This window comes from Actinomadura sp. NPDC048955 (genome assembly GCF_040649435.1).
Classification (GTDB): domain Bacteria; phylum Actinomycetota; class Actinomycetes; order Streptosporangiales; family Streptosporangiaceae; genus Spirillospora; species Spirillospora luteofluorescens.
The window spans coordinates 1-23,532 of sequence record NZ_JBEZJI010000050.1 but is presented as its reverse complement, the minus strand read 5'-3'; the positions used below and the strand labels follow the sequence as shown (position 1 = coordinate 23,532).

At 71.1% G+C, this 23,532-nt stretch carries 26 protein-coding genes; 16 read left to right on the top strand and 10 right to left on the bottom strand.

The genetic code is table 11. The features are described from left to right. Window positions 1-13: 13 nt before the first annotated feature. The 3 genes from AB0C84_RS34170 to AB0C84_RS34160 are packed head-to-tail and all read right to left on the bottom strand — an operon-like array spanning window position 14 to window position 2,737. Window positions 14-736 (bottom strand): alpha/beta fold hydrolase, encoded by a 723-nt coding sequence (locus tag AB0C84_RS34170; RefSeq protein WP_258941745.1) that lies wholly within the window; start codon window positions 734-736, stop codon window positions 14-16. A 58-nt stretch (window positions 737-794) separates the two neighbouring features. Further along, the gene (locus AB0C84_RS34165) at window positions 795-1,106 is read right to left on the bottom strand and encodes an ATP/GTP-binding protein (protein ID WP_179846446.1); all 312 of its coding nucleotides are present in this window, start codon (window positions 1,104-1,106) and stop codon (window positions 795-797) included. Between the two features lie 59 nt (window positions 1,107-1,165). Further along, window positions 1,166-2,737: a 3-hydroxybutyryl-CoA dehydrogenase gene (locus AB0C84_RS34160; protein ID WP_361074458.1), complete on the bottom strand. Its 1,572-nt coding sequence runs from the start codon at window positions 2,735-2,737 to the stop codon at window positions 1,166-1,168. Window positions 2,738-2,792: 55 nt separating this feature from the next. Between AB0C84_RS34160 and AB0C84_RS34155 the strand changes: the two genes are divergently transcribed. Next, the gene (locus AB0C84_RS34155; RefSeq protein WP_361074456.1) at window positions 2,793-3,776 is read left to right on the top strand and encodes an LLM class flavin-dependent oxidoreductase; all 984 of its coding nucleotides are present in this window, start codon (window positions 2,793-2,795) and stop codon (window positions 3,774-3,776) included. A gap of 251 nt (window positions 3,777-4,027) precedes the next feature. Here the strand turns inward: AB0C84_RS34155 and AB0C84_RS34150 are convergent, their stop codons facing one another. Together AB0C84_RS34150 and AB0C84_RS34145 are read right to left on the bottom strand one after the other, a co-directional pair. Continuing rightward, window positions 4,028-4,414, bottom strand: a complete 387-nt coding sequence (locus AB0C84_RS34150; protein WP_179846443.1) for an SCO5389 family protein — start codon at window positions 4,412-4,414, stop codon at window positions 4,028-4,030. Between the two features lie 155 nt (window positions 4,415-4,569). Then, complete coding sequence (locus AB0C84_RS34145) at window positions 4,570-4,761, bottom strand: hypothetical protein (protein ID WP_179846442.1); 192 nt, start codon at window positions 4,759-4,761, stop codon at window positions 4,570-4,572. Window positions 4,762-4,922: 161 nt separating this feature from the next. Between AB0C84_RS34145 and AB0C84_RS34140 the strand changes: the two genes are divergently transcribed. Both AB0C84_RS34140 and nucS read left to right on the top strand, forming a co-directional pair. Next, window positions 4,923-6,134: a HEAT repeat domain-containing protein gene (locus tag AB0C84_RS34140; protein WP_361074454.1), complete on the top strand. Its 1,212-nt coding sequence runs from the start codon at window positions 4,923-4,925 to the stop codon at window positions 6,132-6,134. A gap of 33 nt (window positions 6,135-6,167) precedes the next feature. Beyond that, window positions 6,168-6,848: an endonuclease NucS gene (gene nucS, locus AB0C84_RS34135; protein WP_179846440.1), complete on the top strand. Its 681-nt coding sequence runs from the start codon at window positions 6,168-6,170 to the stop codon at window positions 6,846-6,848. A gap of 76 nt (window positions 6,849-6,924) precedes the next feature. Here nucS and AB0C84_RS34130 read toward each other — a convergent pair whose 3' ends face one another. Beyond that, complete coding sequence (locus tag AB0C84_RS34130) at window positions 6,925-8,736, bottom strand: serine/threonine-protein kinase (RefSeq protein ID WP_361074451.1); 1,812 nt, start codon at window positions 8,734-8,736, stop codon at window positions 6,925-6,927. 392 nt (window positions 8,737-9,128) lie between these two features. Here AB0C84_RS34130 and AB0C84_RS34125 point away from each other — a divergent pair, with 392 nt between their 5' ends. The 4 genes from AB0C84_RS34125 to AB0C84_RS34110 all read left to right on the top strand — a co-directional run bounded on the left by AB0C84_RS34125 (window position 9,129) and on the right by AB0C84_RS34110 (window position 13,352). Beyond that, window positions 9,129-10,550, top strand: a complete 1,422-nt coding sequence (locus tag AB0C84_RS34125) for an amidase family protein (protein WP_361074449.1) — start codon at window positions 9,129-9,131, stop codon at window positions 10,548-10,550. Between the two features lie 171 nt (window positions 10,551-10,721). Beyond that, on the top strand, window positions 10,722-11,162 hold the full coding sequence (locus tag AB0C84_RS34120; RefSeq protein WP_361074447.1) for a nuclear transport factor 2 family protein: 441 nt from the start codon (window positions 10,722-10,724) through the stop codon (window positions 11,160-11,162). Between the two features lie 218 nt (window positions 11,163-11,380). After that, the gene (locus tag AB0C84_RS34115; protein WP_361074445.1) at window positions 11,381-12,760 is read left to right on the top strand and encodes an amidase family protein; all 1,380 of its coding nucleotides are present in this window, start codon (window positions 11,381-11,383) and stop codon (window positions 12,758-12,760) included. A gap of 118 nt (window positions 12,761-12,878) precedes the next feature. Then, complete coding sequence (locus tag AB0C84_RS34110; protein WP_361074444.1) at window positions 12,879-13,352, top strand: GNAT family N-acetyltransferase; 474 nt, start codon at window positions 12,879-12,881, stop codon at window positions 13,350-13,352. An 83-nt stretch (window positions 13,353-13,435) separates the two neighbouring features. On the opposite strand, the gene AB0C84_RS34105 is transcribed toward AB0C84_RS34110, so the two are convergent. Both AB0C84_RS34105 and AB0C84_RS34100 read right to left on the bottom strand, forming a co-directional pair. After that, window positions 13,436-13,615 (bottom strand): DUF397 domain-containing protein, encoded by a 180-nt coding sequence (locus AB0C84_RS34105; RefSeq protein ID WP_361074442.1) that lies wholly within the window; start codon window positions 13,613-13,615, stop codon window positions 13,436-13,438. After that, window positions 13,612-14,424, bottom strand: coding sequence for a helix-turn-helix transcriptional regulator (locus AB0C84_RS34100; RefSeq protein WP_361074440.1), 813 nt, complete (start codon window positions 14,422-14,424; stop codon window positions 13,612-13,614). Before AB0C84_RS34100 ends, AB0C84_RS34105 begins: the two co-directional genes overlap by 4 nt. Window positions 14,425-14,535: 111 nt before the next feature. Here AB0C84_RS34100 and AB0C84_RS34095 point away from each other — a divergent pair, with 111 nt between their 5' ends. The 4 genes from AB0C84_RS34095 (at window position 14,536) to AB0C84_RS34080 (ending at window position 17,101) form a co-directional block, all read left to right on the top strand. Further along, the gene (locus AB0C84_RS34095; RefSeq protein WP_361074438.1) at window positions 14,536-14,928 is read left to right on the top strand and encodes an ATP-binding protein; all 393 of its coding nucleotides are present in this window, start codon (window positions 14,536-14,538) and stop codon (window positions 14,926-14,928) included. Window positions 14,929-15,179: 251 nt separating this feature from the next. Next, the gene (locus AB0C84_RS34090; protein WP_258941732.1) at window positions 15,180-15,587 is read left to right on the top strand and encodes a DUF3224 domain-containing protein; all 408 of its coding nucleotides are present in this window, start codon (window positions 15,180-15,182) and stop codon (window positions 15,585-15,587) included. A 31-nt stretch (window positions 15,588-15,618) separates the two neighbouring features. Further along, window positions 15,619-16,227, top strand: coding sequence for a TetR/AcrR family transcriptional regulator (locus tag AB0C84_RS34085; protein WP_361074436.1), 609 nt, complete (start codon window positions 15,619-15,621; stop codon window positions 16,225-16,227). Window positions 16,228-16,279: 52 nt separating this feature from the next. Next, window positions 16,280-17,101, top strand: a complete 822-nt coding sequence (locus AB0C84_RS34080) for a site-2 protease family protein (protein WP_361074434.1) — start codon at window positions 16,280-16,282, stop codon at window positions 17,099-17,101. On the opposite strand, the gene AB0C84_RS34075 is transcribed toward AB0C84_RS34080, so the two are convergent. Next, a complete protein-coding gene (locus tag AB0C84_RS34075; protein ID WP_361074432.1) occupies window positions 17,034-17,720 on the bottom strand; it encodes a TetR family transcriptional regulator in 687 nt (228 codons plus the stop codon). The genes AB0C84_RS34080 and AB0C84_RS34075 overlap by 68 nt on opposite strands. Before the next feature lie 83 nt (window positions 17,721-17,803). On the opposite strand from AB0C84_RS34075, the gene AB0C84_RS34070 reads away from it, so the two are divergent. Continuing rightward, window positions 17,804-18,625, top strand: coding sequence for an NAD(P)H-binding protein (locus AB0C84_RS34070; RefSeq protein WP_361074430.1), 822 nt, complete (start codon window positions 17,804-17,806; stop codon window positions 18,623-18,625). Between the two features lie 24 nt (window positions 18,626-18,649). On the opposite strand, the gene AB0C84_RS34065 is transcribed toward AB0C84_RS34070, so the two are convergent. After that, on the bottom strand, window positions 18,650-19,222 hold the full coding sequence (locus AB0C84_RS34065) for a PadR family transcriptional regulator (protein ID WP_361074428.1): 573 nt from the start codon (window positions 19,220-19,222) through the stop codon (window positions 18,650-18,652). 95 nt (window positions 19,223-19,317) lie between these two features. Here AB0C84_RS34065 and AB0C84_RS34060 point away from each other — a divergent pair, with 95 nt between their 5' ends. The 4 genes from AB0C84_RS34060 to AB0C84_RS34045 all read left to right on the top strand — a co-directional run bounded on the left by AB0C84_RS34060 (window position 19,318) and on the right by AB0C84_RS34045 (window position 23,431). Then, entirely contained in the window at window positions 19,318-19,935 is a 618-nt protein-coding gene (locus AB0C84_RS34060; protein WP_179846424.1) for a hypothetical protein, read from the top strand. Window positions 19,936-19,972: 37 nt separating this feature from the next. After that, the gene (locus tag AB0C84_RS34055) at window positions 19,973-21,331 is read left to right on the top strand and encodes a carotenoid oxygenase family protein (RefSeq protein WP_361074426.1); all 1,359 of its coding nucleotides are present in this window, start codon (window positions 19,973-19,975) and stop codon (window positions 21,329-21,331) included. A 66-nt stretch (window positions 21,332-21,397) separates the two neighbouring features. Then, the gene (locus tag AB0C84_RS34050; RefSeq protein ID WP_361074424.1) at window positions 21,398-22,897 is read left to right on the top strand and encodes an aldehyde dehydrogenase family protein; all 1,500 of its coding nucleotides are present in this window, start codon (window positions 21,398-21,400) and stop codon (window positions 22,895-22,897) included. A 54-nt stretch (window positions 22,898-22,951) separates the two neighbouring features. After that, window positions 22,952-23,431 carry a GNAT family N-acetyltransferase gene (locus AB0C84_RS34045; protein WP_361074422.1) on the top strand — a complete coding sequence of 160 codons (480 nt, stop codon included), beginning with the start codon at window positions 22,952-22,954 and terminating at the stop codon, window positions 23,429-23,431. The last annotated feature ends 101 nt before the right edge of the window (window positions 23,432-23,532 follow it).

Sequence of the window (23,532 nt, the reverse complement as noted above, 5' to 3'; positions counted from 1 at the left end):
CGGCCGCAAGCGTTTATCTGTCCGTTTCATCCCATTCAGTGGGGAGCGGGGAGGCGGCCGGCGCGACCCGCTTGACGATCTCGTTCAGCACGATCCGGACGTAGGGCTCGCCCACCCAGAGGTGCTTGGCGTTGTCCACCGCGATCACCTCGGCCTGGGGAACGCGCTTGAACCGCTCCCGCGCCTCCGCCGGGCGCAGGTAGTCGTCGAACTCCGGCACCAGCGCCACGAGGGGCCGCCCGTCGGCGCCCCACGCGTCGAGGTCGGCGTCACCGGCCCTCTTCAGCGGCGGCGACAGCAGGATCGCGCCCTCGACCAGCGGGTCGCGTCCCCACTTGAGCGCCAGCTCGGTGCCGAACGACCAGCCGAGCAGCCACGGCCGCGGCAGGTCGTGGTACTCGGTGTACTCCAGCGCCGCCGCCACGTCGAACCGCTCGGTCTCGCCGTCGCCGAACTCGCCCTGGCTCGTGCCGCGCGCCGACGTCGTCCCCCGCGTGTTGAAGCGCAGGACGGCGAGGTCGGCGAGCGCGGGCAGCCGGAAGGACGCCTTGCGCAGGACGTGGCTGTCCATCATGCCCTCGGCCGTGGGCAGCGGATGCAGGCAGACCAGCGTCGCCACCGGCGGCCGCTCCGGCGGCAGCGCCAGCTCACCGACCAGCTCCAGGCCGTCGGACGTGTGCAGCGTGATGTCCTCGCGCCGCGCCGGCAGCACCGAGGCCGCCCTGATCTCCGCCATCGATCTCTCCGTCTCTCGTTCGGCCGGGCGGCGTCCGCCGCGCTCCGGACGCCGGTCGTCAGTAGCGCGGGGCGTTGCGCGACCGCAGGACGCGCGGCGTCCGGCGGTTCCGGGCCTGCCAGCAGGGCCGGTGCCAGTGCCGCCGGTCGTCGCCGCCGTCACCGGCCCGCCACGCGACGACGTGGCCGACGCCCGGCGCGATCTCCTGGTCGCATCCCGGGCAGCGGTACGGCTTGGCCGCCCCGGCCCCGGAGATCGACCGCACGATCCACTCGCCGTCCGGCCCCTCCTCGGTCTCCTGAGCCCACGACGCGCCTCCGCCCCGGGCGGGACGTCCAGATGCGGCACGGCGGTTCTTCCGGGGGCTCATGCCCTCAAGCATAGGAACCCCCGGCCACCCCCACGGGCCGCCCGGGACGTGACGTGCGGCTAACGCAGCGGCTTTCCGGCGGTCGCGTGCTCCACGAGGAGGGGGGCCGGTGCGAGGGCCGGGTCGCGGGTCTCGGCGTGCAGGGCGCGCAGGACGGTGACGGCGCGCTCGGGCCCGATGCGGTCGAGGTCGGCGATGGGGCCCGTCGGGTAGCCGCAGCCGAGCCTCATCGCGGCGTCGATGGAGTCGGCGTCGGCGTATCCGGCGCCGAGCATGGCGGCGGCGTCGTTCAGGTACGGCAGGCGCAGGGCGTCCACGATGAACCCGGCGCGGTCGCGGCAGCGGACGACGGTGAGGCCGAGGCGCGCGAGGAGGTCTTCGGCGCGGTCGGCGACGTCCGGCGCGGTCGCGACCGTGGCGGACATCTCCGCCAGGGCGCCGGCCGGGTCGGGAAGGTGCAGCCCGACGACGTCGGACGGGCGCCCGGTGGCCATGGCCTGCCGGATCGCGGAGCCGTCCACCGAGGTGACGGCGATGACCGTGCCGGGCGCCGCGGCCCGGACGGCGGCGGACAGCAGCGCCCGCGCGGCCTCGGGGTCCTCCGCCGCCTCGATGATCAGGTCGCAGCCGGCGAGCTCGGCGGCGGAGTCGCCGACCCGTGCGCCCGCCCGGTCGCACAGCGCGGCGACCGCGTCCGCGAGCGGCCCGACGCCGACGACGCCCACGGTCGGCGCCGCGGCCTCGGACGTCTCCTCTTCGGCGTTGCCCGACTTGTCGTAGGTGTAGAAGCCGCGGCCGGTCTTGCGGCCGAGGAGCCCGGCGGTGACGAGTTCGCGGAGCAGCGGCGAGGCGGCGTGGCGGCGGTCGCGGGACTCGGCGTAGATCGCGTCCAGCACCTCGAGGCAGGTGTCCAGGCCGATCAGGTCCATCAGGGTGAACGGGCCCATCGGCAGGCCGGCGCCCGCCTTCATCGCGGCGTCGATGTCGTCGCGGGTCGCGTGCCCGGTCTCCAGCATGGTCGCGGCCTGGTTCAGGTAGCCGAACAGCAGGCGGTTGGCGACGAACCCGGCCCGGTCCCCGATCGTCACCGGCGTCTTGCCGAGTCCCTCGACCAGGGCGGCGACCCGGGCCACGGCCTCCGGCTCGGTGAGGACGGTCCCGATGACCTCCACGAGCTTCATGACCGGCGCCGGGTTGAAGAAGTGCACCCCGACGATCTTGGTGGGACGGCCGGTGGTCGCCGCGATGTCGGTGACCGACAGGGAGGAGGTGTTGGTGGCGAGGACGGCGTCGTCCCGGCACACGCGGTCGAGTTCGGCGAACACCGTGCGCTTCAGGTCGAGCCGCTCGGGGACCGCCTCGATGACGAGGTCGCAGTCGCCGAGGTCGGCGAAGTCGGTCGACAGCGTGATCCGGCCGAGGATCTCGCGCTGGGAGTCCTCGCTCAGCTTGCCGCGCTTGACGGCCCGTCCGGTCGAGGACTCCAGGTTGCCGCGGCCGCGCTCCAGCGCCTCCCGGTTCACCTCGATGCCGACGACCGCGAGGCCGCCGCGTGCCAGCACCTCGGCGATGCCCGCGCCCATCGTGCCCAGTCCGACGACCCCGACCCTGTTGAACGAACCACCAGTCATGGACGGCAGTCTTGCAGAGCGGTCACCCGCCGCCGCTGCCGGGTACGAGGGGTACGTGCGCTTCGGAATCTTCCTCCTCGCCGCCCGTTTCCCCGGTCAGGACGACGCCGCCGCCCTGTCCCGCACCGTCGAGGCCGCCGTCGCCGCCGAGCGCGCCGGGTTCGACGACGTGTGGCTCGCCGAACACCACTTCATGTCGTACGGGGTGGTCCCGTCCGCGACCGTCCTGGCCGGGCATCTGCTGGCCGTCACCTCACGGGTCCACGTCGGGACGGCGGTGAGCGTGCTGTCCACCCAGCATCCGGTCGCGCTGGCCGAGCAGGCCGCGATGCTGGCGGTTTTGTCAGGCGGCCGTTTCCGGCTGGGTGTCGGGCGCGGCGGGCCGTGGCGCGACCTGGAGGTGTTCGGTACGGGCCTCCCCCGCTACGAGCACGGCTTCGCCGAATCCCTCGATCTCCTCTTGGCGTGGCTGCGTTCCGACCGTCTCGCGTGGTCGGGCGAGCACTTCGCCTTCCGCGAGGTGCCGGTCGTCCCGCGGGCGCCCGTCCCGCCCCCGGTGACGGTCGCCTGCACGTCCGCCGCGACCGAGGCGCTGGCGGCGGAACGCGGCCTGCCGATGCTCCTCGGCATGCATGTCGGGCCGGACGAGAAGGCCGCCGCCGTCGCCCGGCACGGCGACCCGTCCCTCCCGCACGTCTCCACCCATGTCGCCCAGGTCGCCGACACGCGGGAGCAGGCGGTCGCCGCCCTGATGGACGGGATGCCGCGCTGGCTCGGCCCCGGCCTGGAGGGATACGTCGCCGTGGACGACCGCCCGCGCCCGTCCCGCGATCCCGTCGCCTACGCGCGCCTGATGTGCGACCTCCATCCGATCGGCTCCCCGGACGACTGCGCCGAGTCCCTCCTCGCCACGGTCGAGCGAACCGGCATGAGACACCTGATCCTCCTGGTGGAGGCCGCCGGCTCCCGCGCCGCCACCCTGGAGAACATCGCCCGCCTGGGCCAGGAAGTCCTCCCCAAGGTCCGCGCCGCCACGTGAAGAACCGGCGGTCACGCTCTTCGGCGCGGGGCGCCCCTTCTGGGACATCGTGCAGAAGGACGCGAAGGACACCGGACGGCCACGAACAGGTCCTTGTCCCCATCGCCATAGGGCGCACGGCACGCCAATAGGACCGGAGCGCTGCAAGGAGTGAGGTGGGTGCAGTCGCGGAGTCCGACCGCCGGCGCCCTGCCGCAACACACGCGCGCGGCGCGCCGAACGAGTCGGCGCGCCGCGTGGGGGAAGGCGGGTCAGCAGTCGCGGAGTTCGGGGGACTGGTTGAGGATCTGTTCGCGGGCCGTGACGAACGTCCGGTAGGCGGAGGAGTCTCCGGTGGGGAAGACCGCGACGCGGTGGCAGTTCTGGAACGCCAGTCTCACCCCGAAGTAACGTTCCAGCGCGCCGCGCATGGCGTCGCTCGCGAGGACGCGGAGGAGCTGGCCGCGCGCCTTCTCGTCCGGCGGCGGGGTGAGGTTGTCGGCGAAGTCTCCGCCGTCCACCTGGAGCCGGGCGACGAGGCCGCTGACCATGTCCCAGGCGTAGGGCAGGGAGGTCCTGATGCACTCGACGAAGTCCGCGTCGCCGACCTCGCCCTTCTGCGCCGTCTCCAGCAGTTCCGGGGTCACGTCGAGAGACATGCGGGGTCCTTTCACAGACGGAGGATGAACACCCACCAGCAGACGGTAATCACGGACCCGGGAGAATTCCAGGCTTGACAAAGGTTTTCATTCCGCTATGACCGGGCCCCGGCCGGGCGGCCGGGGCCTTGGTCATCGCACGGGCGCGGCCTTGGTCATCGCGCGGGCGCGGCGCCGTGCTGGCGGCGCCGCCGCGCGGCCGGCCGGGCGGCGAACCGCTCGGCGCGCTCGGCCCAGTACTCGCGGGCCCGGCGCACCAGTCGTGCGTCCCGCTCGGCCGCGGCCTCCGCGCGCAGCGCGCGGGCCCGCTCGCTCATGAGCGACTGCATGATCTCTTGGTGGTACACGGCCCCTCCCGAATGGTCCGGGCCGATCGGCACGGCCCGACATCCAAGAGACTCTCGCTAAGGCCCTAGGCCCCACATGGGCACGACGCCCTATATCGCCCGGTCAACGGTCTTAGGCCTGCTTAGGGCGGACGCCCCGGCACCGGTGGCATGATCGCGGTATGGGCGAACCGCTGGCGGGGCTGGACGGTATCGACTGGGCGGGCCTCGACCACGCCTACGGCTCGGCGGAGGACGTGCCCGGCCTTCTCCGCGCTCTTTCCTCGTCCGACGAGGAAAAGCGGGAGGCGGCGGTGGGCGAGCTGTTCACCAACATCTTCCACCAGGGAAGCCGGTACGGCGCGTCCGCGGCGGCGGTCCCGTTCCTGGTCGCCCTCGCGGCGGACCCGGACACCCCTGAGCGCACCTGGCCGCTCTACCTGGCGTCCGCCCTGGCGATCGGTTACGACGAGGCACACCTGCCGTCCGGTGTCGACATCACGGCCTGGCGCGAGGAAACGGCCCGGTTGCGCGTGACCGAGCCCGCTGCCGAGAAGCGCCGGCTGGACGCGTGGGTCGCGGAGGCGGCGAACGAGCAGGAGCGCCTCTACCGGGAGGCCGAGCGAGACCACTTCGACTTCGCGCGGGTACTGCGCCTCATCGAGGCGGACCTCGCCGCCTACGACGCGGTTCGCGCCGAGTTGCCCACCGTGGCGAGCCTGCTCGGCGACGGCGACTCCGAAGTGCGGGCCGCCGCCGCGTACACGGCGAGCTGGTTCCCCGAGGAGGCCATCGCCACGCTCCCCGCGCTGGACGCGCTCCTCGACGTCGAGCACGACCCGGACGTCATCGCGCACGCGATCGTCGCCGCGGGCCTGCTGGACGGCCGCGCGCTGCTCCCCCGTTTCCGCGAGCACCTGGCCGGCGCCGAACCGCTGCCGCGCTGGGCCGCCGCGATCGCGCTCGCCCGGCTGGGCGCCGCCGACGCGCCCGTCATCGCCGAACTCGCGGCCTCCAGCGCGTCCTCGCCGGACACGGACGCCCCGGAAGTCGCCTACCTGGAGGGTGACCTGCGCCTCTACTCGGCGCTGGCACTGGCCGAACTGGAGGAGGCACCGCCCGATGCGGTCGACGCCGTCCTCGACGGCCTGTCCCGCACGTCCGACATGGAGTCGTTCCCGATGGCCGGGGCGGCGCTGAGGCTGACGTTCGGCACACCGGCCGTCCCGCTCCCCCGGTTCGCCGACCTCGCGCCGGCGCAACAGCGGACGGTCCGCACGATCGCCGAACTGCCGCCCGAGAGCTGGCGGTGGGGCAATCTGCTGGAGATCCTCCGCGCCTGGGGCCTGCCCACCGTCCACGACGAGTGCCGCCGGTACGCCGGTCTCGCCTGAAGCAGGCCGGACGTCGCACTAAGGTGATGCACCGTGCGTCTCGTTATCGCCCGCTGCAGCGTCGACTACGCCGGCAAGCTCACCGCCCATCTGCCGATGGCCCTCCGCCTGATCCTGATCAAGGCGGACGGGAGCGTGAGCGTGCACGCCGACGACCGCGCCTACAAGCCCCTCAACTGGATGAACCCGCCCTGCTCGCTGCGCGAGGAGGTCTACGAGGAGAACGGCGCCGTCGCACGCTGGACCGTCACGCACGGCAAGTCGGGCGAGCGGCTGATCCTCACCATCGAGGAGCTCCTGCACGACACCAGTCACGAGCTGGGCATCGACCCCGGCCTCCAGAAGGACGGCGTCGAAGCGCACCTGCAGGAACTGCTCGCCGAGCACATCACGACCCTCGGCGACGGCTACACCCTGATCCGCCGCGAGTTCCCCACCGCCATCGGCCCGGTCGACATCCTGTGCCGCGACGCCGCCAGCGCCACCGTCGCCATCGAGATCAAACGCCGAGGCGAGATCGACGGCGTCGAGCAGCTCACCCGCTACCTGGAGCTGCTGAACCGCGACCCGCACCTGGCCCCCGTCCGCGGCGTCTTCGCGGCCCAGGAGATCAAGCCCCAGGCCCGCGTCCTCGCCACCGACCGCGGCATCACCTGCGTCACCCTCGACTACGACGCCCTCCGCGGCATCGAGCACGAAGGCACCCTCTTCTGACGGCCCCCTTCCCTGCGGCTCAAGGCCGGCCATGCGACCGCCGAGCGTCCGGTGACGGCGAGGCGGGGGTGACAGGTCAGGAATCGGGGAGCAGCGCCGCCAGTTCGGGCTTGAAGAGGTCCTTCACTTTTCCGTAGGGGATGGGGAAGACGTAGGCACTCGTGCGGTTCAGATCCACTCCCCCGATGGGCCCACCGAAATCCTGTCCGCTGTAGACGAGGTCGAACTGCCGTTCACCGAGGAACGGCAGCGCCCGCGGGGGCGACTCAGGTCGCCGGGAGGTCGGGTAGAACGCCTCGCGGTGGAAGGGGTTGAAGAAACCGCCCGAGCCGGAGAAGCCGATGGACAACTGCCGCTTGCCGGGTCCTTCCGGAATCCCGTCCCACAGCCGGGTCATCCCGGCCTCGCCGAACGAGGCGGGCTTGAAGATGTCGTCGGCCGTCAGCGCGCGGCCGGTGCGCAGGTCGACGGTGACGCCGAACCCCGGGTAGTCGCCGGGGCCCTCGCCGCAACTGCGCTGGAACTTCGGCACGTAGCGCACCGACACGAGGTCCGGGCCGGTCAGCCCCTTGACGACGCTCGTGCCGAGCAGGTTCATCCGGCCGCCGCATGCGGCGCGCGCGGCGGCGGTCTTGCCCCATTCCTTGTAGAAGATGATGGCCTGATCCAGAGGGACGCGCAGGGCCTTGTTGGCCTTGGTCTGGACCGATGCCTTCTTCATCCCCTCGACCCGGGCGTACTGGCCGCCCTGGACCTTGAGCACCCGGTCGGCGTAGGTCCGGTTCAGGGAGGCGAGGGTGATCTGGGGCTGCTTGGCGGCCTCCGGGCGCGTCGTCTCGTAGGCGACCGCGCCCACGGTCCCCGCCGCGGTCACCCCGGCGACGACCAGCGCCGCCTTGGCCACGCTCGCCTTGGCGAGGAAGCCCGCCGCGGTGTTCCCGGCGCCTCCCGCGCTCGCGGCGCCCGCGCCCCCGGTCCCCGCCGCGGCGCCGGCGGCGGTCGTGCCCGCCGGCGCCGAGATCCCCGCGGCGGCGAGCGGGAACAGCATGGACAGCCCCGCCGCCATCGCGGCCAGCGTCCGGATGCCGCGGCCCTCCCAGTCGTCCCCGTAGGCCGCGCGGGCGACGCTCTCCAACTCGGCGACGAACTCCATGGCCCCGGCGTGCCGCTCCGCCGGGTTCTTCGCCAGTCCCCGCGCGACCAGCGGGCGCAGCGGGACGGGGAAGTCCTCCAGCGGGACTGGGGCGGCGAGGTGCTGCGCGCGCAGCCCGACGACGCCGTCCGCGCGGAACGGCCGCCGGCCCATGACGCATTCGTAGAAGACGCAGGTCGCGGCGTACACGTCGGCGGACGGGCCGGCCTCGCCCGCCTCCCACTGCTCCGGCGCCATGTAGGACGGGGTGCCCGACCGCGACGCCGAGCCGGCGGCCGACGCGATGCCGAAGTCGATGAGCTTGCTGCGCCCGTCCTCGGGCACCACCACGTTGGCGGGCTTGTAGTCCCGGTGGACGACGCCCACCGCGTGCGCCGCCGCCAGCCCGAGCAGCGACCCCTTCAGGACGGTCAGCGCCGCCTGCGGATCCAGCCGGCCGTGCTCGGCGAGGACCACCTTGAGCGAGACCCCGTCGACCGCCTCCATCACGAGGGCGGCGCCGTGCTCGCCCTCCACCAGCTGGTAGAGCCGGGCCACGTGCGGGCTCTCCACCCGGGCCAGCATCTCGGCCTCGCGCCGCAACGACTCCAGCGGGGCCGGGTCCGGCCCGACGACGACGTATTTCACCGCGACCGGGAACCCGGTCTCCTCGTGCCGCGCCAGAACGACGCGTCCCTGCGCCCCCGCCCCGAGTTCCCGCACCTCACGAAACCCGGAGATCTTCCACTCGCCCACGTACGCTCCTCGCCGCCCCGGCCTTGTTGATCATGTGACGCAACGGTCCGCGACGATGTTCGGACCCTCGCGGGGAGCGTGGACGAGGTCGGCCGCCTGTAGTGCCCCGGCAGCCTCCGCCGTTTCCGGGATGGATTCCGGTGAGGTCATCACATTTCCGAGGGCCGCTTCGCCATATGGGCGAGAAGCCGAGATTCCAAGGGATGGTGGGCATGACCGCACGGCACAGAATGCGGACCGTTCCATATCCGAACTCGCAAACCGCGTCGACCCGCACGATCAAGAATTGAAGAGAATCCTCTTGACGCAGTGCTCCTCTTCTGGACAGTTCTCAGTGGCCGCCTAGGGCGGCCCGCCGAGAGGCGAACTCGATCCAGATAGGAGGAGGGCCGATGGAAACGGCCTTTTTCGAGGAGATGACCGTTCGCGACCTGCTTCGAGCAATGGCGACCGGTCTGCTGACCGCGGAGGAGCTCACCAGGCGATGCCTCAAGCGCATCGAACGGCTGAACCCCGTACTGCACGCGGTCATCACCGTGAATCCGCACGCACTGGCACGGGCACGCAAGGTCGATCGCCTGCGGGCCTCGCGCTTTCCGCTCGGACCGCTCGCCGGGATCCCGGTCCTGGTGAAGGACAACATCGACACCTTCGGGCTGCCCACGACGGCGGGTTCGGAGGCCATGCGTCACGCCCTGCCGCATCGCGACGCGGAGCTGGTGAGCCGGCTGCGCGGAAGCGGCGCGGTCATCCTGGGCAAGACGAACCTGTCGGAATGGGCGGGCTATCGCACGAGCGCCGCGCCCAACGGCTGGAGCCCGGTCGGCGGCCAGACCAGGAATCCCCACGTCCTGGACCGGACACCTTTCGGTTCCTCCAGCGGTTCCGCGGTGGCGGCGGCGGCGAGCCTGGCTCCGGTGACCCTCGGAACCGACACCTTCGGTTCCATCATCGCGCCCGCCGCGACGAGCGCCGTGGTGGGCTTCAGACCGTCCCACGGGCGGGTCAGCGGGGCCGGCATCGTGCCGATCTCGCCGCGACAGGACACGGCCGGGCCGATCACCCGGAACGTGGCCGACGCCGCCGCGATCTTCGAGGTGATAGCGACCCCCCGCTTCGCCTGCCGCCTGGAGAAGAGCCTTCCGCCGGGGACCAGGATCGGCGTGTGGCGCGGGAACAGATCGGCCGGCGCCCATCCGGACGTGGATCGTGTTCTCGCCGAAGCCGCGGTGAAGCTGCACGAACTGGGCGTGAGCCTCGTCGAGGTGAACGTCTCCGCACACGACCCGTCCGGGGTGCTCCCCTACGAGTTCAAAAAGGGCGTCAACGCCTACCTGGGCTCGGTCGGCGGCGAACATCCTCGTGATCTCGACGAGCTGATCGCCTTCGGGAGCCATCCCGCCGAGCGGACGTCCGAACTCGGGCTGACCAGGTTCGAACGAGCCCTGAATTCGGACCGTCCACCGCGGGAGTACCTGGAGGAACGCCGACGGATCACCGAGGAGACACGCGAGGGCCTCGACCGCCTGTTCAGGCGCCACCGCCTGGACGCGATCATGGCCCCGTCCAACGGCCGGGCTCCGAAGGACTCCGAGCTCGTCCGTCCCTGGGTCTTCTCCGGCGGGCCGGCGGCGGTCGGAGGGTATCCGAGCATCACGGTCCCCGCCGGCTACGCGGACGCCCGGCTGCCGCTGGGGGTCTCGTTCATCGGACGCAGGAACCGCGACGAAGAGCTCCTGGGACTCGCCTACTCCTTCGAGCAGGCGACCCTGGCGCGCAAGCGGCCCCTGTACCTGCCCACGCTCCCGATCTGACGACCGGGCGCCTACGGCAATGAACACCGACCGGCCCCAGCCACCCGCTGGGGCCGGTTCGTCTTCCCGCTCCCCCAACTCGCGCCGCCCGGCGTCTCACATTTCCGGGGGCTGCTCCGTCATATCAGTGAGAAGCCGAGTTTCCTCACCGATCCCAAGGGGTGGACGAGCATGCCTACGCAGCGCGAGATCGACGAAGCCGAGATCCGGCAGCAGATCGACAGGATCGTCGAAGGGATCGAGGCCAAGGACCTCAAGGCCCTGGAGCGGGTCTACGCGCCGGACGTCGTCTCGTTCGACGTCGAACCCCCGCTCCAGCACGTGGGGGTCGCCGCGAAGCTGAAGAACTGGACGAACGTGTTCACGTTCTTCGAGGAGGTGTCCTACGAGGTCCGCGACCTGACCCTCACCGTGGGCGGGGACGTCGCCTTCGGGCACTGCTTCGGCCGGCTCAGCGGCAAGCTGGCGAACGGACCCGCGACGGACGGCATGTGGGTCCGCGCCACCTTCTGCTTCCGGAAGGCCGACGACGGCTGGCTCATCGCGCACGACCAGGCCTCCGTGCCGTTCGACATCGCGAGCGGCAAGGGAGTGGTCGACCTCAAGCCCTGACTCTCAACGCCGTGGAGGGCGCTCCTCCTAAGCCGAATCCACAGACCGCAACCCTGTGACCAGCCCCATCAGCCTTGACGTAATGCTCCTCCTCCGGACTGTTCTCGGTGGCCGTGTAAGGGCGGCCCCGCCTTAGGGCGGACGAAAACAAGATAGGAGGAGGGCCAATGGAAACGGCCTTTTTCGAAAGGATGACCGTCGGCGACTTGCTTCGAGCAATGGCGCACGATGGCCTGACCGCAGAAGAACTCACCGTCCGGTGTCTGAACCGCATCGAGCGTCTGAACCCCCTGCTGCACGCCGTCATCAGCGTGAATCCGTACGCGCCGGAGGAAGCCCGCAGGGTCGATCGGCTTCGGGCCTCGGGCTTCCCGCTCGGACCACTCGCCGGCATTCCGGTTCTGGTGAAGGACAACATCGACGCCCTCGGCCTGCCCACCACGGCGGGCTCCGAGGCTCTGCGCCACGTTCTGCCGCACCGCGACGCCGAGCTGGTGGCCCGGCTGCGCCGAAACGGCGCGATCATCCTGGGCAAGACGAACCTGACGGAGTGGGCCGCCTACCGCAGCAACGACGTACCCAACGGGTGGAGCCCGGTCGGTGGCCAGACCAGGAATCCCTATGTCCTGGACCGGTCGCCCTACGGGTCGTCCAGCGGTTCCGCGGTCGCGGCCGCGGCGGGTCTGGCCCCGGTGACCATCGGCACCGAGACCTTCGGCTCGATCGTCTCGCCCGCCGGGATGAACGCCGTCGTGGGTTTCAAGCCGTCCCTGGGACGGGTCAGCGGGGACGGCATCGTGCCGATCTCGCCGTACCAGGACACGGCCGGGCCGATCGCCCGGAACGTGGCCGACGCGGCCGCGGTGTTCCAGGTGATCGCCACGCCCCGCCGCGCGATCCGTCTGGAAACGGCCCTTCTGGCCGGGACCAGGATCGGCGTGTGGAGGGGTGTACGGAACAGCGGCGCGAAGCACTCAGATGTAAATCGTGTTCTCGCCGAAGCCACGGCGATGCTGCACGAACTGGGTGCGACCACCGTCGAGGTGGACCTGACCGTACCGGACACGTCCGAGGTGCTCTCCTACGAGTTCAAGGTGAGCATCAACGACTATCTCGGCACGGTCGGCGGCGACGGCCCGCACGACCTCGGCGACCTGATCGCCTTCCGGAGCCATCCGGACGAGCGGACGCCCGACCTGGGGCTGGCCAAGTTCGAGCAGGCCCAGGATTCGGACATGGCCCGCCGACCGAGCGACTACCTGGAAGAACGCGTTCAGATCACCGAGGAGATACACGGGAGCATCGGCCGCGTCTTCGGGCGTCACCGCCTGGACGCGATCATGAGCCCGACCAACGGCCGGGCACCGGAGGTCTCCGAGCGCGACTTCGCCTGGTTGCACTCCTGCTCTCCGGCGGCGGTCGGCGGATACCCGAGCATCGCGGTCCCCGCCGGCTACGCCGACTCCCAGCTGCCGCTGGGGGTCTCGTTCACAGGCCGCAGGAACCGCGACGAGGAGCTCCTGGGACTCGCCTACTCCTTCGAGCAGGCGACCCAGGCCCGCAAGCGGCCCCTGTACCTGCCCACGCTCCCGGCCTGACAGCCGAGCACGTGTGACAGGTGAACACCGACCGGCCCCAGCCACCCGCTGGGGCCGGTCCCTTCCGACATGGTCCTTCACGGATGCTGGACAGCAAGCGGCGTTGCCGGGACGATTCATGGCCGTGAACCAGGGCCTGCGCATACGACCAGCCGAACCGGATGACTACGACCGCATCGTCGGCGTGGTGGACGACTGGTGGGGACGGCCGGTCGCGTCGATCCTGCCGCGCCTGTTCCTCGATCACTTCCACCGCACGAGCCTGGTCGCCGAAGACGGCGCCGGCCCGGCGGGCTTCCTCATCGGATTCTTGTCGCCGTCGATGCCCGATACCGCGTACATCCACTTCGTCGGCGTCGCACCCCGTCTTCGTGGCAACGGCCTGGCCCGCCGCCTCTACCACCGGTTCTTCGACCTGGCCGCGGCCGAGCACCGCACCCGGGTGAAGGCGATCACCTCTCCGCAGAACCAGGGTTCCATCGCCTTCCACACCGCGATGGGCTTCACGGTCACCGGCCCCATCCCCGACTACGACGGCCCCACGGTCGACCGCGTCGTCTTCCAGCTCGAACTCTCCCCTGGGACGGGGTGATGCGCCGGCCGCCTCCTGCGGACCGGCTGGTCCCGCCGCCCACCAGCTCGCTCGTCAGGCGCAGCGCCGCCGATGCGCAAGGGCTATCGCTTCAGTTCGGCCAGCAGTGCCCGGAAGTCACGCCGATCAAGCATGAGATGCCCCGCCTCAGGCGCCTTGCTGTCACGAACACCGACCGCGCCTGGAAGAGCGGCGATCTCCACGCACTGAGCAGACGTTCCCTCAACAGATCGGCTCGATTTGCGCCAAACGGGGGTGCTCATGTCAACAGCTCCATCGCTCGCTGGATCATGCCCACTGTGGAGTCTACGGGCATGGCCTTTGCTCCGATACGTTCAAAGCGAGTGCGCAGCGCACGAGCCCCGTCCGCATCCATGACGAGGCGACCCCCGGTCGCTGCTTCGATGTAGCCGACCTCTCCTTCGCGAACGCTGATCACTTTGAACGAGCCTTCCAGAGCCTCTGAGGCTCCCGACTTCCCGGGGACGATGCGCATGATGCAATTAGGCTGCTCCGCAACTTCCAGAAGGTGGGCAAGCTGAGCTCGCATGGTCTCTGCTCCCCCCACAGGCCACGTCAGAATGTTTTCGGTTAGCAGCACCCACAACTCCGGCGGATCAGATCGAGCGAGGATTTCCTGTCGCGCAAGGCGCTCTGTGAGAGCACGCTCCACCTCCGCTTCGGTGTTCCGTCCAGACTGAAGAAGAGCTCGGGTGTAGTCCGGAGTCTGGAGCGGAGCTGGGACGAGTTGACCGTTGAACATGTGCATGATCGAGGCGCGGGACTCGAAGGCGGTGTAGCTCTGGAGCCACTGCGGGTCGGGGGCTAACTGGGCGAACCAGAGGGCGGTCGCGAAGAAGCCGCCGGTTCGCCATTCCTTGTCAAGCTTCGCGGCCTGCTTGTCCTTCAGGCGGGCCTCTCCGCTCTCCAGTCTGGTAATCGTGGCCCGCGAGCAGTTGAGGAGCTTGGCGACAGCGTCGCCGCTGAGGCCGCGCTCGATTCGCTGGAACCTGAGCTGGTAGGCGATCCACGCCCACATGCTCGACTTCGGGTCGGGGGGTTGGTTCGTCACCTGGTCTGACCTTTCGAGATCGCCAGATTTTCAGGCTTCACATGGTCACGCGACAACGCTACGTGCGCGAGCGCACTGTGTCACCGGAACTTGACTTTCTGTGAGGTGACCATGGCAGTCGAGCCGCAGACGCTCGTGATCAAGGCGGAGTTGGGGGCGGTGCGGGAGGCGCGGGAATTCGTCGCGCTCGCCTTCGGGGGGTGGGGGCTGGAGGACTTCGCAGCCCGGACGGTGGTCAGTGAGCTGGTCACCAATGCCATCAGGCACGGGTCGCGGGAAGGCGATCACGTCGTCGTCCGGGCTTACCGGTGGGAGGGCGGCGGTGTCGTGGTCGAGGCCTGGGATCGGTCGGATGTGCTGCCTGTCGTTCGTCCCGTCGACTTCGCGGCCGAGTCGGGGCGGGGGCTTCAGCTCGTTGAGGCGCTGGTGCGGCGGTGGGGTGCTCGTCCGCTCAACGAGGGCGGGAAGGTCGTGTGGGCCGAGGTCGAGGCCGTCGAGGTATGAGTGACGCGCTTCTGCTTCTCTTCCTGCAGCGGCTCTTTCCGAGGTGGTCGATCCGGCTGGAGCGGGGTGGTGTCTGGCGGGCCGAGGGGGACGTCCATATCTCGGCGTCGTCTCGGGAGGGGCTTGTCGGGGTTCTCGCCACTGTTGATCCTGATGGGGTGGCGGAGGCTGTTCGGGTGCTTGAGGAAGTCGGCCGGTGAGGTGGGCGTCGGGCTCCCCCGGTGTCGGACGGGGCGGGCATCATGGCGGGCATGACGTTTCAAGCCAGCGGCAGCTTCGACATCGAGGCGTGGGACGCCGACAAGCCCTACGACGAGCAGGGCGGCAACCGGATGACCCGGGTCCACGTGGGCAAGACCTTCCACGGCGACCTCGTGGGGACGAGCTCCACCGAGCTGATCACGGTGGAGACGCCGGCGGGGCCGGTCGCCTATGTGGGGATCGAGCACGTCCAGGGGATCCTGCACGGCCGCGAGGGGACGTTCGTCCTGCAGCACAGTGCGGGCAGCGAGGACGGGACGGCCGACACCCAGTGGCTGCGGTGGCTGATCGTCCCCACCTCGGGGACGGGGGAGCTCGCCGGGATCCGCGGCGTCGGGCAGATCTCCGTCACCGAGGACGGCGGGCACACCTGGGCGCTGGAGTACACGCTGGACTGAGCGCCGACCCGCGGCCGGTAATGTTCGGGTCATGCCCCCGGTCACCGGCGACGCCACGCGCGAGCGCATCATCGACGCGGCCGAAGCGTGCTTCGGCCGTTTCGGCGTGGCCAAGACCACGGTGGAGGACATCGCCGCCGCCGCGAAGCTGTCGCGGGCGACCGTGTACCGCAGCGTCACCGGCGGGCGGGACGAGCTGATCCTCGCCGTGGTGGTGCGCGACCTGCGGCGGTTCCTGGACCGGCTCGCCGAGCGGCTGCGCCGGGAGCGGTCGGTCTCGGAGGCGATCGTCGAGGGGACGCTGGACGCGGTGACCTTCGTCCGCGAGGAGCCGGCGATCGCGCACTTCCTCGTCCCGGAGGCGGCGGGGCACATGCAGGCGGCGGTGGCGGGGGCGGCCGAGCACGTGCTCGCGCTGTGCTGCGAGTACGTGCGGCCCCATTTCGAGCAGGCGCAGCGGCAGCGGACGCTGCGCGCCGACATCGAGGTGGAGGGGACGGTCGAGTTCCTCTTCCGCATCATCACCTCGCTGATCGTCATGGACCGGGACCGGGACGACGACGGGCTGCGCCGCTTCCTGCGCACCTACGTCGTGCCGGTCATCGCGGCGCCGACGTCCGGGCGGACGGCCTCCGCATGAGGACCTGGGACGGGACGCCGCGCGGTCCGCGCGGCGGGAAGGGCCGGGAACGATGAATGGCACTGCGCGCGAGGCGCGGGGAGGCGCGGCCGTCCGGCCGAGTCCGGTGTTCCTGGCGGTCGTGGCGGCGACCGTCCTGTGCGGCCTGATCGCCTGGCGGTACGGGACGATCCTCGACAAGCCGGGCCGGATCGCGCTGTTCGGGTTCGTGATCGCGGCGTGGGTCCTGTCGCTGTCCCTGCACGAGTTCGGGCACGCGTACATGGCCTTCCGGTCGGGCGACCGCAGCGTCGCCGCCAAGGGCTACCTCACGCTGAACCCGCTGAAGTACTCCGACGTCACGCTGAGCTTCCTCATCCCCGTGGTGTTCATCGTGCTCGGCGGCATCGGCCTGCCGGGCGGGGCGGTGTGGATCGACCGGCACGTGATCCAGGGCCGGCTGCGGCACAGCCTGATCTCGGCGGCGGGCCCGCTGTCGAACGCGCTGTTCGCCGTCATGCTCGCGGTGATCTTCAAGAACTTCGCCGACGCCGACCACGCGCTGTTCTGGTCGGGGCTGGCGTTCCTGGCGTTCCTCCAGGTCACCGCCACGATCCTGAACCTGCTGCCGATCCCCGGCCTGGACGGCTTCGGGATCGTCGAGCCGTACCTGCCGCGCCGCCTGGCGGACCAGGCGAACGCCTACGGCGGCTACGCGTTCCTCATCCTGATCGCGCTGCTGTGGCTGGGCCCGATCAACCAGGGGTTCTTCAACGTCATCTACTACCTCACCGACGCGATCGGCCTCGGCGAGTTCCCGTTCCGGGTCAACGGGTCGGTCGACCACTTCCCGATCGAACTGGGCCACTACCTGTTCCAGTGGTGGAAGAACTAGTCGTCAGCCTTCGGACGATGCTGCGGAGCTGCTCGGTGTAGTGCTCCTGGAACTCGGGTGACCGCGGGTCCATCCCGAAGACGTGGCGGACGGCGAGCGGCTTGGTGACCGGCGCCGACACCAGCGCCATCACGGCGAACATGATCGCGGCCGGGTCGAGGTCGGCGGGCAGTTCCCCGGCGGCCTGGCGGCGCTCGATGTCGGACAGGTCCTCCCGGGGGCCGGGCGGGATGTCGTCCAGGTCCTCGGTGAGGCCGCGCCAGGCGTTCAGCCTGGTGCCGCGCGGGTCGGCCAGGGCGTGCTCCAGGTACCGGACCACGATCTCGTCGAAGGGGGCGTCCGGGTCGTTGAACTCGGCCTCCCGCTCGAGCCAGCGGCGGTGGAGGTCGCAGTACAGCCCCTCCTTGCCGCCGAAGTAGTAGTTGATCAGCTGCTTGTTGACCCCGGCGCGGTCGGCGATGTCCTGGACGCGGGCGCCCGCGTAGCCCTTGGCCGAGAACTCCTCCAGCGCGGCGTCCAGCAGCAGGCGCCGCGACCGCTCGGCGTCGAGCGTGCGCTCGTCCGGGGCGGGGGCGCGCCGCGCCTGCTTCGTCGCCGGCCGTTTCGTCGGTTCCGTCACGTCGCCCATGGTAGCCGCGCTCCTGAGGAGTTCAACCATCTTGCTGTTTGACAACTTCATCCACCTGGTTGAAGCTGGGCCGCATGATCCTCGTAACCGGAGCGACCGGCAACGTCGGGCGCCATCTCGTCGGCGAACTGCTCACCGCGGGCGCCGCCGTCCGCGCGCTGACCCGGGACCCCGCCACCGCGAACCTGCCCAGCGAGGCGCAGGTCGCCCGCACCGACGAGATGCCGCTGGACGGCGTCACGTCGCTCTTCCTCAACCCGGCCGTGTTCTGGAACGGCCTAGGCGACCTGCTCACCCGCGCCGTCGACCACGGCGTCCGGCGCGTGGTCATGCTGTCGTCCGCCGCCGCGCTGGACGACGACCCGTCCAACACGCTGGCGGCGCACCACCTCGACATCGAACGGGCGATCGAGGCGACCGGGGTGGAGTGGACGTTCACCCGTCCCGGCGAGTTCGCCTCCAACGCGCTGGGATGGCGCGAGGCGATCCGCGCCGGCGAGCCCGTCCGCGAGCCGTACGCGGCCGCGCGCAGCACGCCGATCCACGAGCGCGACATCGCGGCCGTGGCGGCGAAGGCCCTGCTCACCGATGCCCTGGTCGGCGCCAGGCCGGTGCTGTCCGGCCCCGAGTTGCTCACCCATCCGGAGATGGTCGGACTCATCGGGGAGGCGTCCGGCCGCCCGGCGCGGTTCGAGGAGGTCGCTCCCGAGCGGGCGCGGGAGGAGATGCTCGGCCGCCCCTACATGCGCGAGGGCCTGGTGGACGTCCTGCTCCGCCTGCGCGGCCGCGCCGTCGACCATCCGATGGAGCCGACCGGGGAGGTGGAGCGGATCACCGGCCGCCCGGGCCGGACGTTCAAGGAGTGGGCCGCCGACCACGCCGACGACTTCCGCTGACCGGCTCCCGCGGGGCCGCGAGCCTCAGTGCTCGCGGCCCCGCACGCGCTCGGAGCCGCGCTCGGAGCCGCGCTCGCCGAGGGTCTCGATCTCGCGCGCGGCCCAGTCGAACCAGTCGCGGCGCATCGCGGCGAACCGCTTGCCGTACTCGATGACCAGCCGCCCGTAGACCGACAGGTCGTCCTCGCCCCAGTCGACGTTCTTCTCCAGGGCGGCCAGCTCGTCGAGGTAGCTCCCGAGCCCCGCCACGTGCGCGCGCATGTAGTGCTGGGCCTCCTCCGGCTCGACCAGCCCGAGGAAGAAGACCCGCAGCAGCGACTCGTCCTTGCGGCTCCCCTTCGAGGGGACGTCCACCAGCCAGTGGCGCAGCTCCGCGCGACCGGACTCGGTGATCCGGTACGCCTTGCGGCCGCGCGGCCCCTCCTCGGCGACCTCGATCAGCCCCGCGTCGGCGAGCTTGCCCAGCTCGCCGTAGAGCTGGCTCTGCCGGGCCGGCCAGACGTTCCCCAGCGAGATCTCGAACATCTTCAGCAGGTCGTAGCCGCTGGCGCCGTCCATCTCGGCGATGAGCCCGAGGACCGCATGTCGCAAACTCATGCCCGCACCCTAACCCTTCACAGTTGACATGTCGAAATTGGAATGTCTATCTTCGACATGTCAAAGTTGGAATGTGAAGCCAGGAGCCTCCGGCCATGCCGAAGTACTACGCCCGAACCTTCCTCCCGTGGATCCTGCTCGCCGTCGTCAGCGGCCTCGACGACCGGGCCGGCGCCGCCGCCGGGCTCGCCGCCGCGCTGGCCCTGCTCGGCCAGGACCTGCGCCGGGGCCACCGCGCCGACTCGCTGATCCTGGAGATCTCCACCTCGGTGTTCATGGCCGCGCTCACCGCGCTCGCGTTCGCCGCCCCCGGCTCCCCGGTGCTGGACTACGGCGCCTCGCTCGCGATCGGATGGCTGGCGCTCACCGCCTGGGCGACGCTGCTGCTCGGCCGCCCCTTCACCGCGGGCATCGCGCGCCGCCAGGTCACCGCGGAGATCGCCGCGACGGACGTCTTCCGGAGCATCAACCGCGTGCTCACCACCGTGTGGGCGGCGAGCTTCACGGTGCTGGCGGCCGCCCTCGGCTGCGTCCAGCACTGGACACCGGACGCGACGGCGCTGCTGGTCGCCGTCAAGGTCGCCGGCTTCACGGTCCCGGCCGTCGTCACCGCGCGGTACCCGGAGGCCGCGCGCAGGCGCCACCTCACCCGGCTCGGGCTACCGTTGACGGAGGCGCCCGCCACGTCGCAGCCCGAGCCGTCCTCCCGCTGACCTCCCGCCGAGGAGCGGCCCGGAAAGGAGCACCGAGATGGGCGAGAACACCACCGAGCGCCCCGCCACCTGGCTGGACGGTCACCTGGCCCCCGTCCCCGACGAGACCGACGCCCGCGACCTCGAGGTCACCGGCGTCCTGCCCCCCGAACTGACCGGCCGCTACCTGCGCAACGGACCGAACCCCAAGCCCGGCGAGCCGAGCGGGCACTGGTTCACCGGCCACGGAATGATCCACGGCATCCGGCTGCGGGACGGCCGCGCCGAGTGGTACCGCAACCGGTGGGTGCGGACCGACGCCTACCTCAACGAGACGCCGTTCGTCCGCGACGACCTCACCTTCGACCGCCGCTCGGTGCAGGCCAACACCCACGTCGTCCCGCACGCGGGCCGGATCTGGGCGCTGGTGGAGGCCGGGTTCCCCTACGAGGTGACGCCCGAGCTGGAGACGGTCGGCGCCTGCGACTTCGGCGGGCGCCTCACCAGCGCCATGACCGCGCACCCGAAGGAGGACCCGGTCACCGGCGACCTGCTGTTCTTCGGGTACGGGGCGTTCGAGCCCTTCCTCACCTACCACCGGCTCGCGGCGGACGGGACGCTGGCCGAGAGCCGCGAGGTCGCGGTGGCGGGCCCGACGATGATGCACGATTTCGCGATCACCGAGAACCACGTGGTCTGGCTGGACCTGCCGGTGGTGTTCGACGTCGACCTGGCGCTGACCGGATCGACCGGCATGCCCTACGTCTGGGACGACGCGTACGGCGCCCGACTCGGGGTGATGCGCCGCGACGGCGCGGGCGAGGTCACCTGGTACGAGATCGACCCTTGCTACGTCTTCCACGTCGGCAACGCCCACGAGGACGCCGCCGGACGGATCGTGGTGGACGGGGCGCGCTACCGTCCCGAGAACTTCGTGACCCTCTGGGAGGACATCGGCGGGACCGTCGACCCCGCCACCGGGGCGGCGCGCTCGAAGAACGCGCACCTGCACCGCTGGGTCCTCGACCCCGCGACCGGCCGCGCGACCGAGGAGCCGCTCGACGACCGCGGCGTCGAGTTCCCCACGCACGACGACGCCCGCACCGGCAGGGAGCACCGCTACCTCTACACGGTGGGCGAGGAGTCGATCGTGAAGTACGACCTGCGGGGGCGGGGGACGTCCGCGCACGCGTTCGGCGAGGACGCCCACGCCGGCGAGGCGGTCTTCGTCCCGGCGGAGGGCGCCCGCGCGGAGGACGAGGGCTGGCTGCTGTCGATCGTCACCCGCGGCTCGGCGTCCGAGCTGCTGGTGCTGGACGCGGCGGACCTGTCGCCCGCCGCGAGCGTCCGGCTGCCGCGCCGGGTCCCGGCCGGATTCCACGGAAGCTGGATCCCGGACGCCCGGTCCGGCGCCTAGGGTGGTTTACTAGCCGGTACTGCCGCGCAAGCAGTCACTTACCAGGCCCCTCCCGGGAGGTTCCCCATGTCCGTGGCCACGGAGAACACCGAGACGTTCGCGTCGCTGAACCCGGCCACCGGCGAGGTCGTCGCCGAGCACCCCGTCCAGGACGGCGCCGCCGTGGCCGCGGCGGTCGAGCGCGCCCGCGAGGCGGCCGGCTGGTGGCGCGCCCTCGGCTGGAAGGAGCGCCGGCTCCGGCTGCTGAACGTCAAGGGCTCGCTCGCCCGCAACCTGAACCGGATGGCCGAGCTCATCCACCAGGAGACCGGCAAGCCGGTGCAGGACGCCCAGCTTGAGACGATCATGGCGATCACCCATCTGGACTGGGCGGCGCGCAACGCGCAGAAGATCCTCGGGCCGCGCAACGTCTACCCCGGGCTCATGGCGATCAACCAGCGCTGCGTCCTGGAGTACCAGTCGCTCGGCGTCGTCGGGGTCATCGGGCCGTGGAACTACCCGATCTTCACCCCGATGGGCTCGATCGCCTACGCCCTCGCCGCCGGCAACGCCGTGGTGTTCAAGCCGTCCGAGTACACCCCGGGCGTCGGCGTGTTCCTCGCCGAGCTGTTCGCCGCGGTGATCCCCGAGCACCCCGTGCTCCAGACGGTCACCGGGCTCGGCGAGACGGGGGCGGCGCTCGCCTCGTCCCCGCACGTCGACAAGATCGCCTTCACCGGCTCGGCCCGCACCGCCAAGCGGGTCATGGCCGCCTGCGCCGAGAACCTGACCCCGATCGTCGCCGAGTGCGGCGGCAAGGACGCCTGCATCGTCGACGCCGGCGCCGACCTCGACGCCGCCGCCGACGCCGCGCTGTGGGGCGCCATGTCGAACGCGGGCCAGACCTGCATCGGGGTCGAGCGCATCTACGTGGTGGACGAGGCGTACGACAGGTTCCTCGGCAGGCTGACCGAGAAGGCCCGCGACCTGCGTCCCGGCTTCGACCGCGAGGCCGCCTACGGCCCCATCACGATGCCCTCGCAGCTCGACGTCATCGAGCGGCACATCAAGGACGCGCTGGACAAGGGCGGCAAGGCGGTCGTCGGCGGCGCCGAATCCGTCCGCAAGCCCTACGTCGAGCCGGTGGTGCTGACGAACGTCCCGGACGACTCGTCGGCCGTGTGCGAGGAGACGTTCGGTCCCACGATCACCGTCCACCGCGTGAAGGACATGGACGAGGCGGTCGAGAAGGCGAACAGGACCAGCTACGGCCTCGCCGGGACGATCTTCTCCGGCGACAAGTCCCGCGCGATGGACGCCGCCCGCCGGATGCGGTCGGGCATGACGTCCATCAACGCCTTCGCCGCCTTCGCCCAGGTCGCGGCCCTGCCGTTCGGCGGCGTCGGCGAGTCCGGCTTCGGCCGCATCCACGGCGCGGACGGCCTGCGCGAGTTCGCCCGCCCGAAGGCCATCACCCGCCAGCGGTTCGCGACCATGAACCTCACCACGTTCGCCCGCACCGAGAAGGAGATGGCGCGCGTCCTCGGCATGATCAACATGATCCACAACCGCCGCTACAAGCGCTGACCCGGGAACGCCCCCGCCGGTCCGCGGCGGGGGGCGGCGCCTAGACTCGACATCATGAACGCCCCTGTGCGGAGCCGCCTCCAGGTGACTTTGGGTGCGCCGCCTCCGCCGCCGCCCGGCTTCCGGGCGTTCACCGCCGCTGACGTCCCGGCGCTGGCCGCCCTGATGTGGGACGCCTACCGCGGCACCCCCGACGAGGCCGACGTGGGGGACGTCCAGGGCGCCGTCCGCGAGATCCACCTCACCATGGCCGGCGAGTACGGCACGTTCCTTCCCGAGGCGTCCTTCGTGGCCGAGTACGAGGGCCGCCCGGTGGGAGGGGCCCTCGTCACCCTCTACAGGGACGTCCCCCTCCTCGCGTTCCTGTTCACCGCCCCGGCCCACGCGGGCCGCGGCCTGGGCCAGGGCCTCGTCCAGGCCGTCATGCACGCCCTGGCCTCGCAGGGCCACGACACCCTCACGCTGGCCGTGACCCGCCGCAACCGCCGCGCCCGCCGGCTCTACGACCGCCTCGGCTTCGTCGAGACCGTCTAGGTCCGGCTAGTTGTGATGTCCAGGGAGGTTGGTCAGCCGGGTGATCGGTGGCTGGTCTCCGATGGCGGAGTGGGCGCGGTGGTGATTGTAGAAGTGGAGCC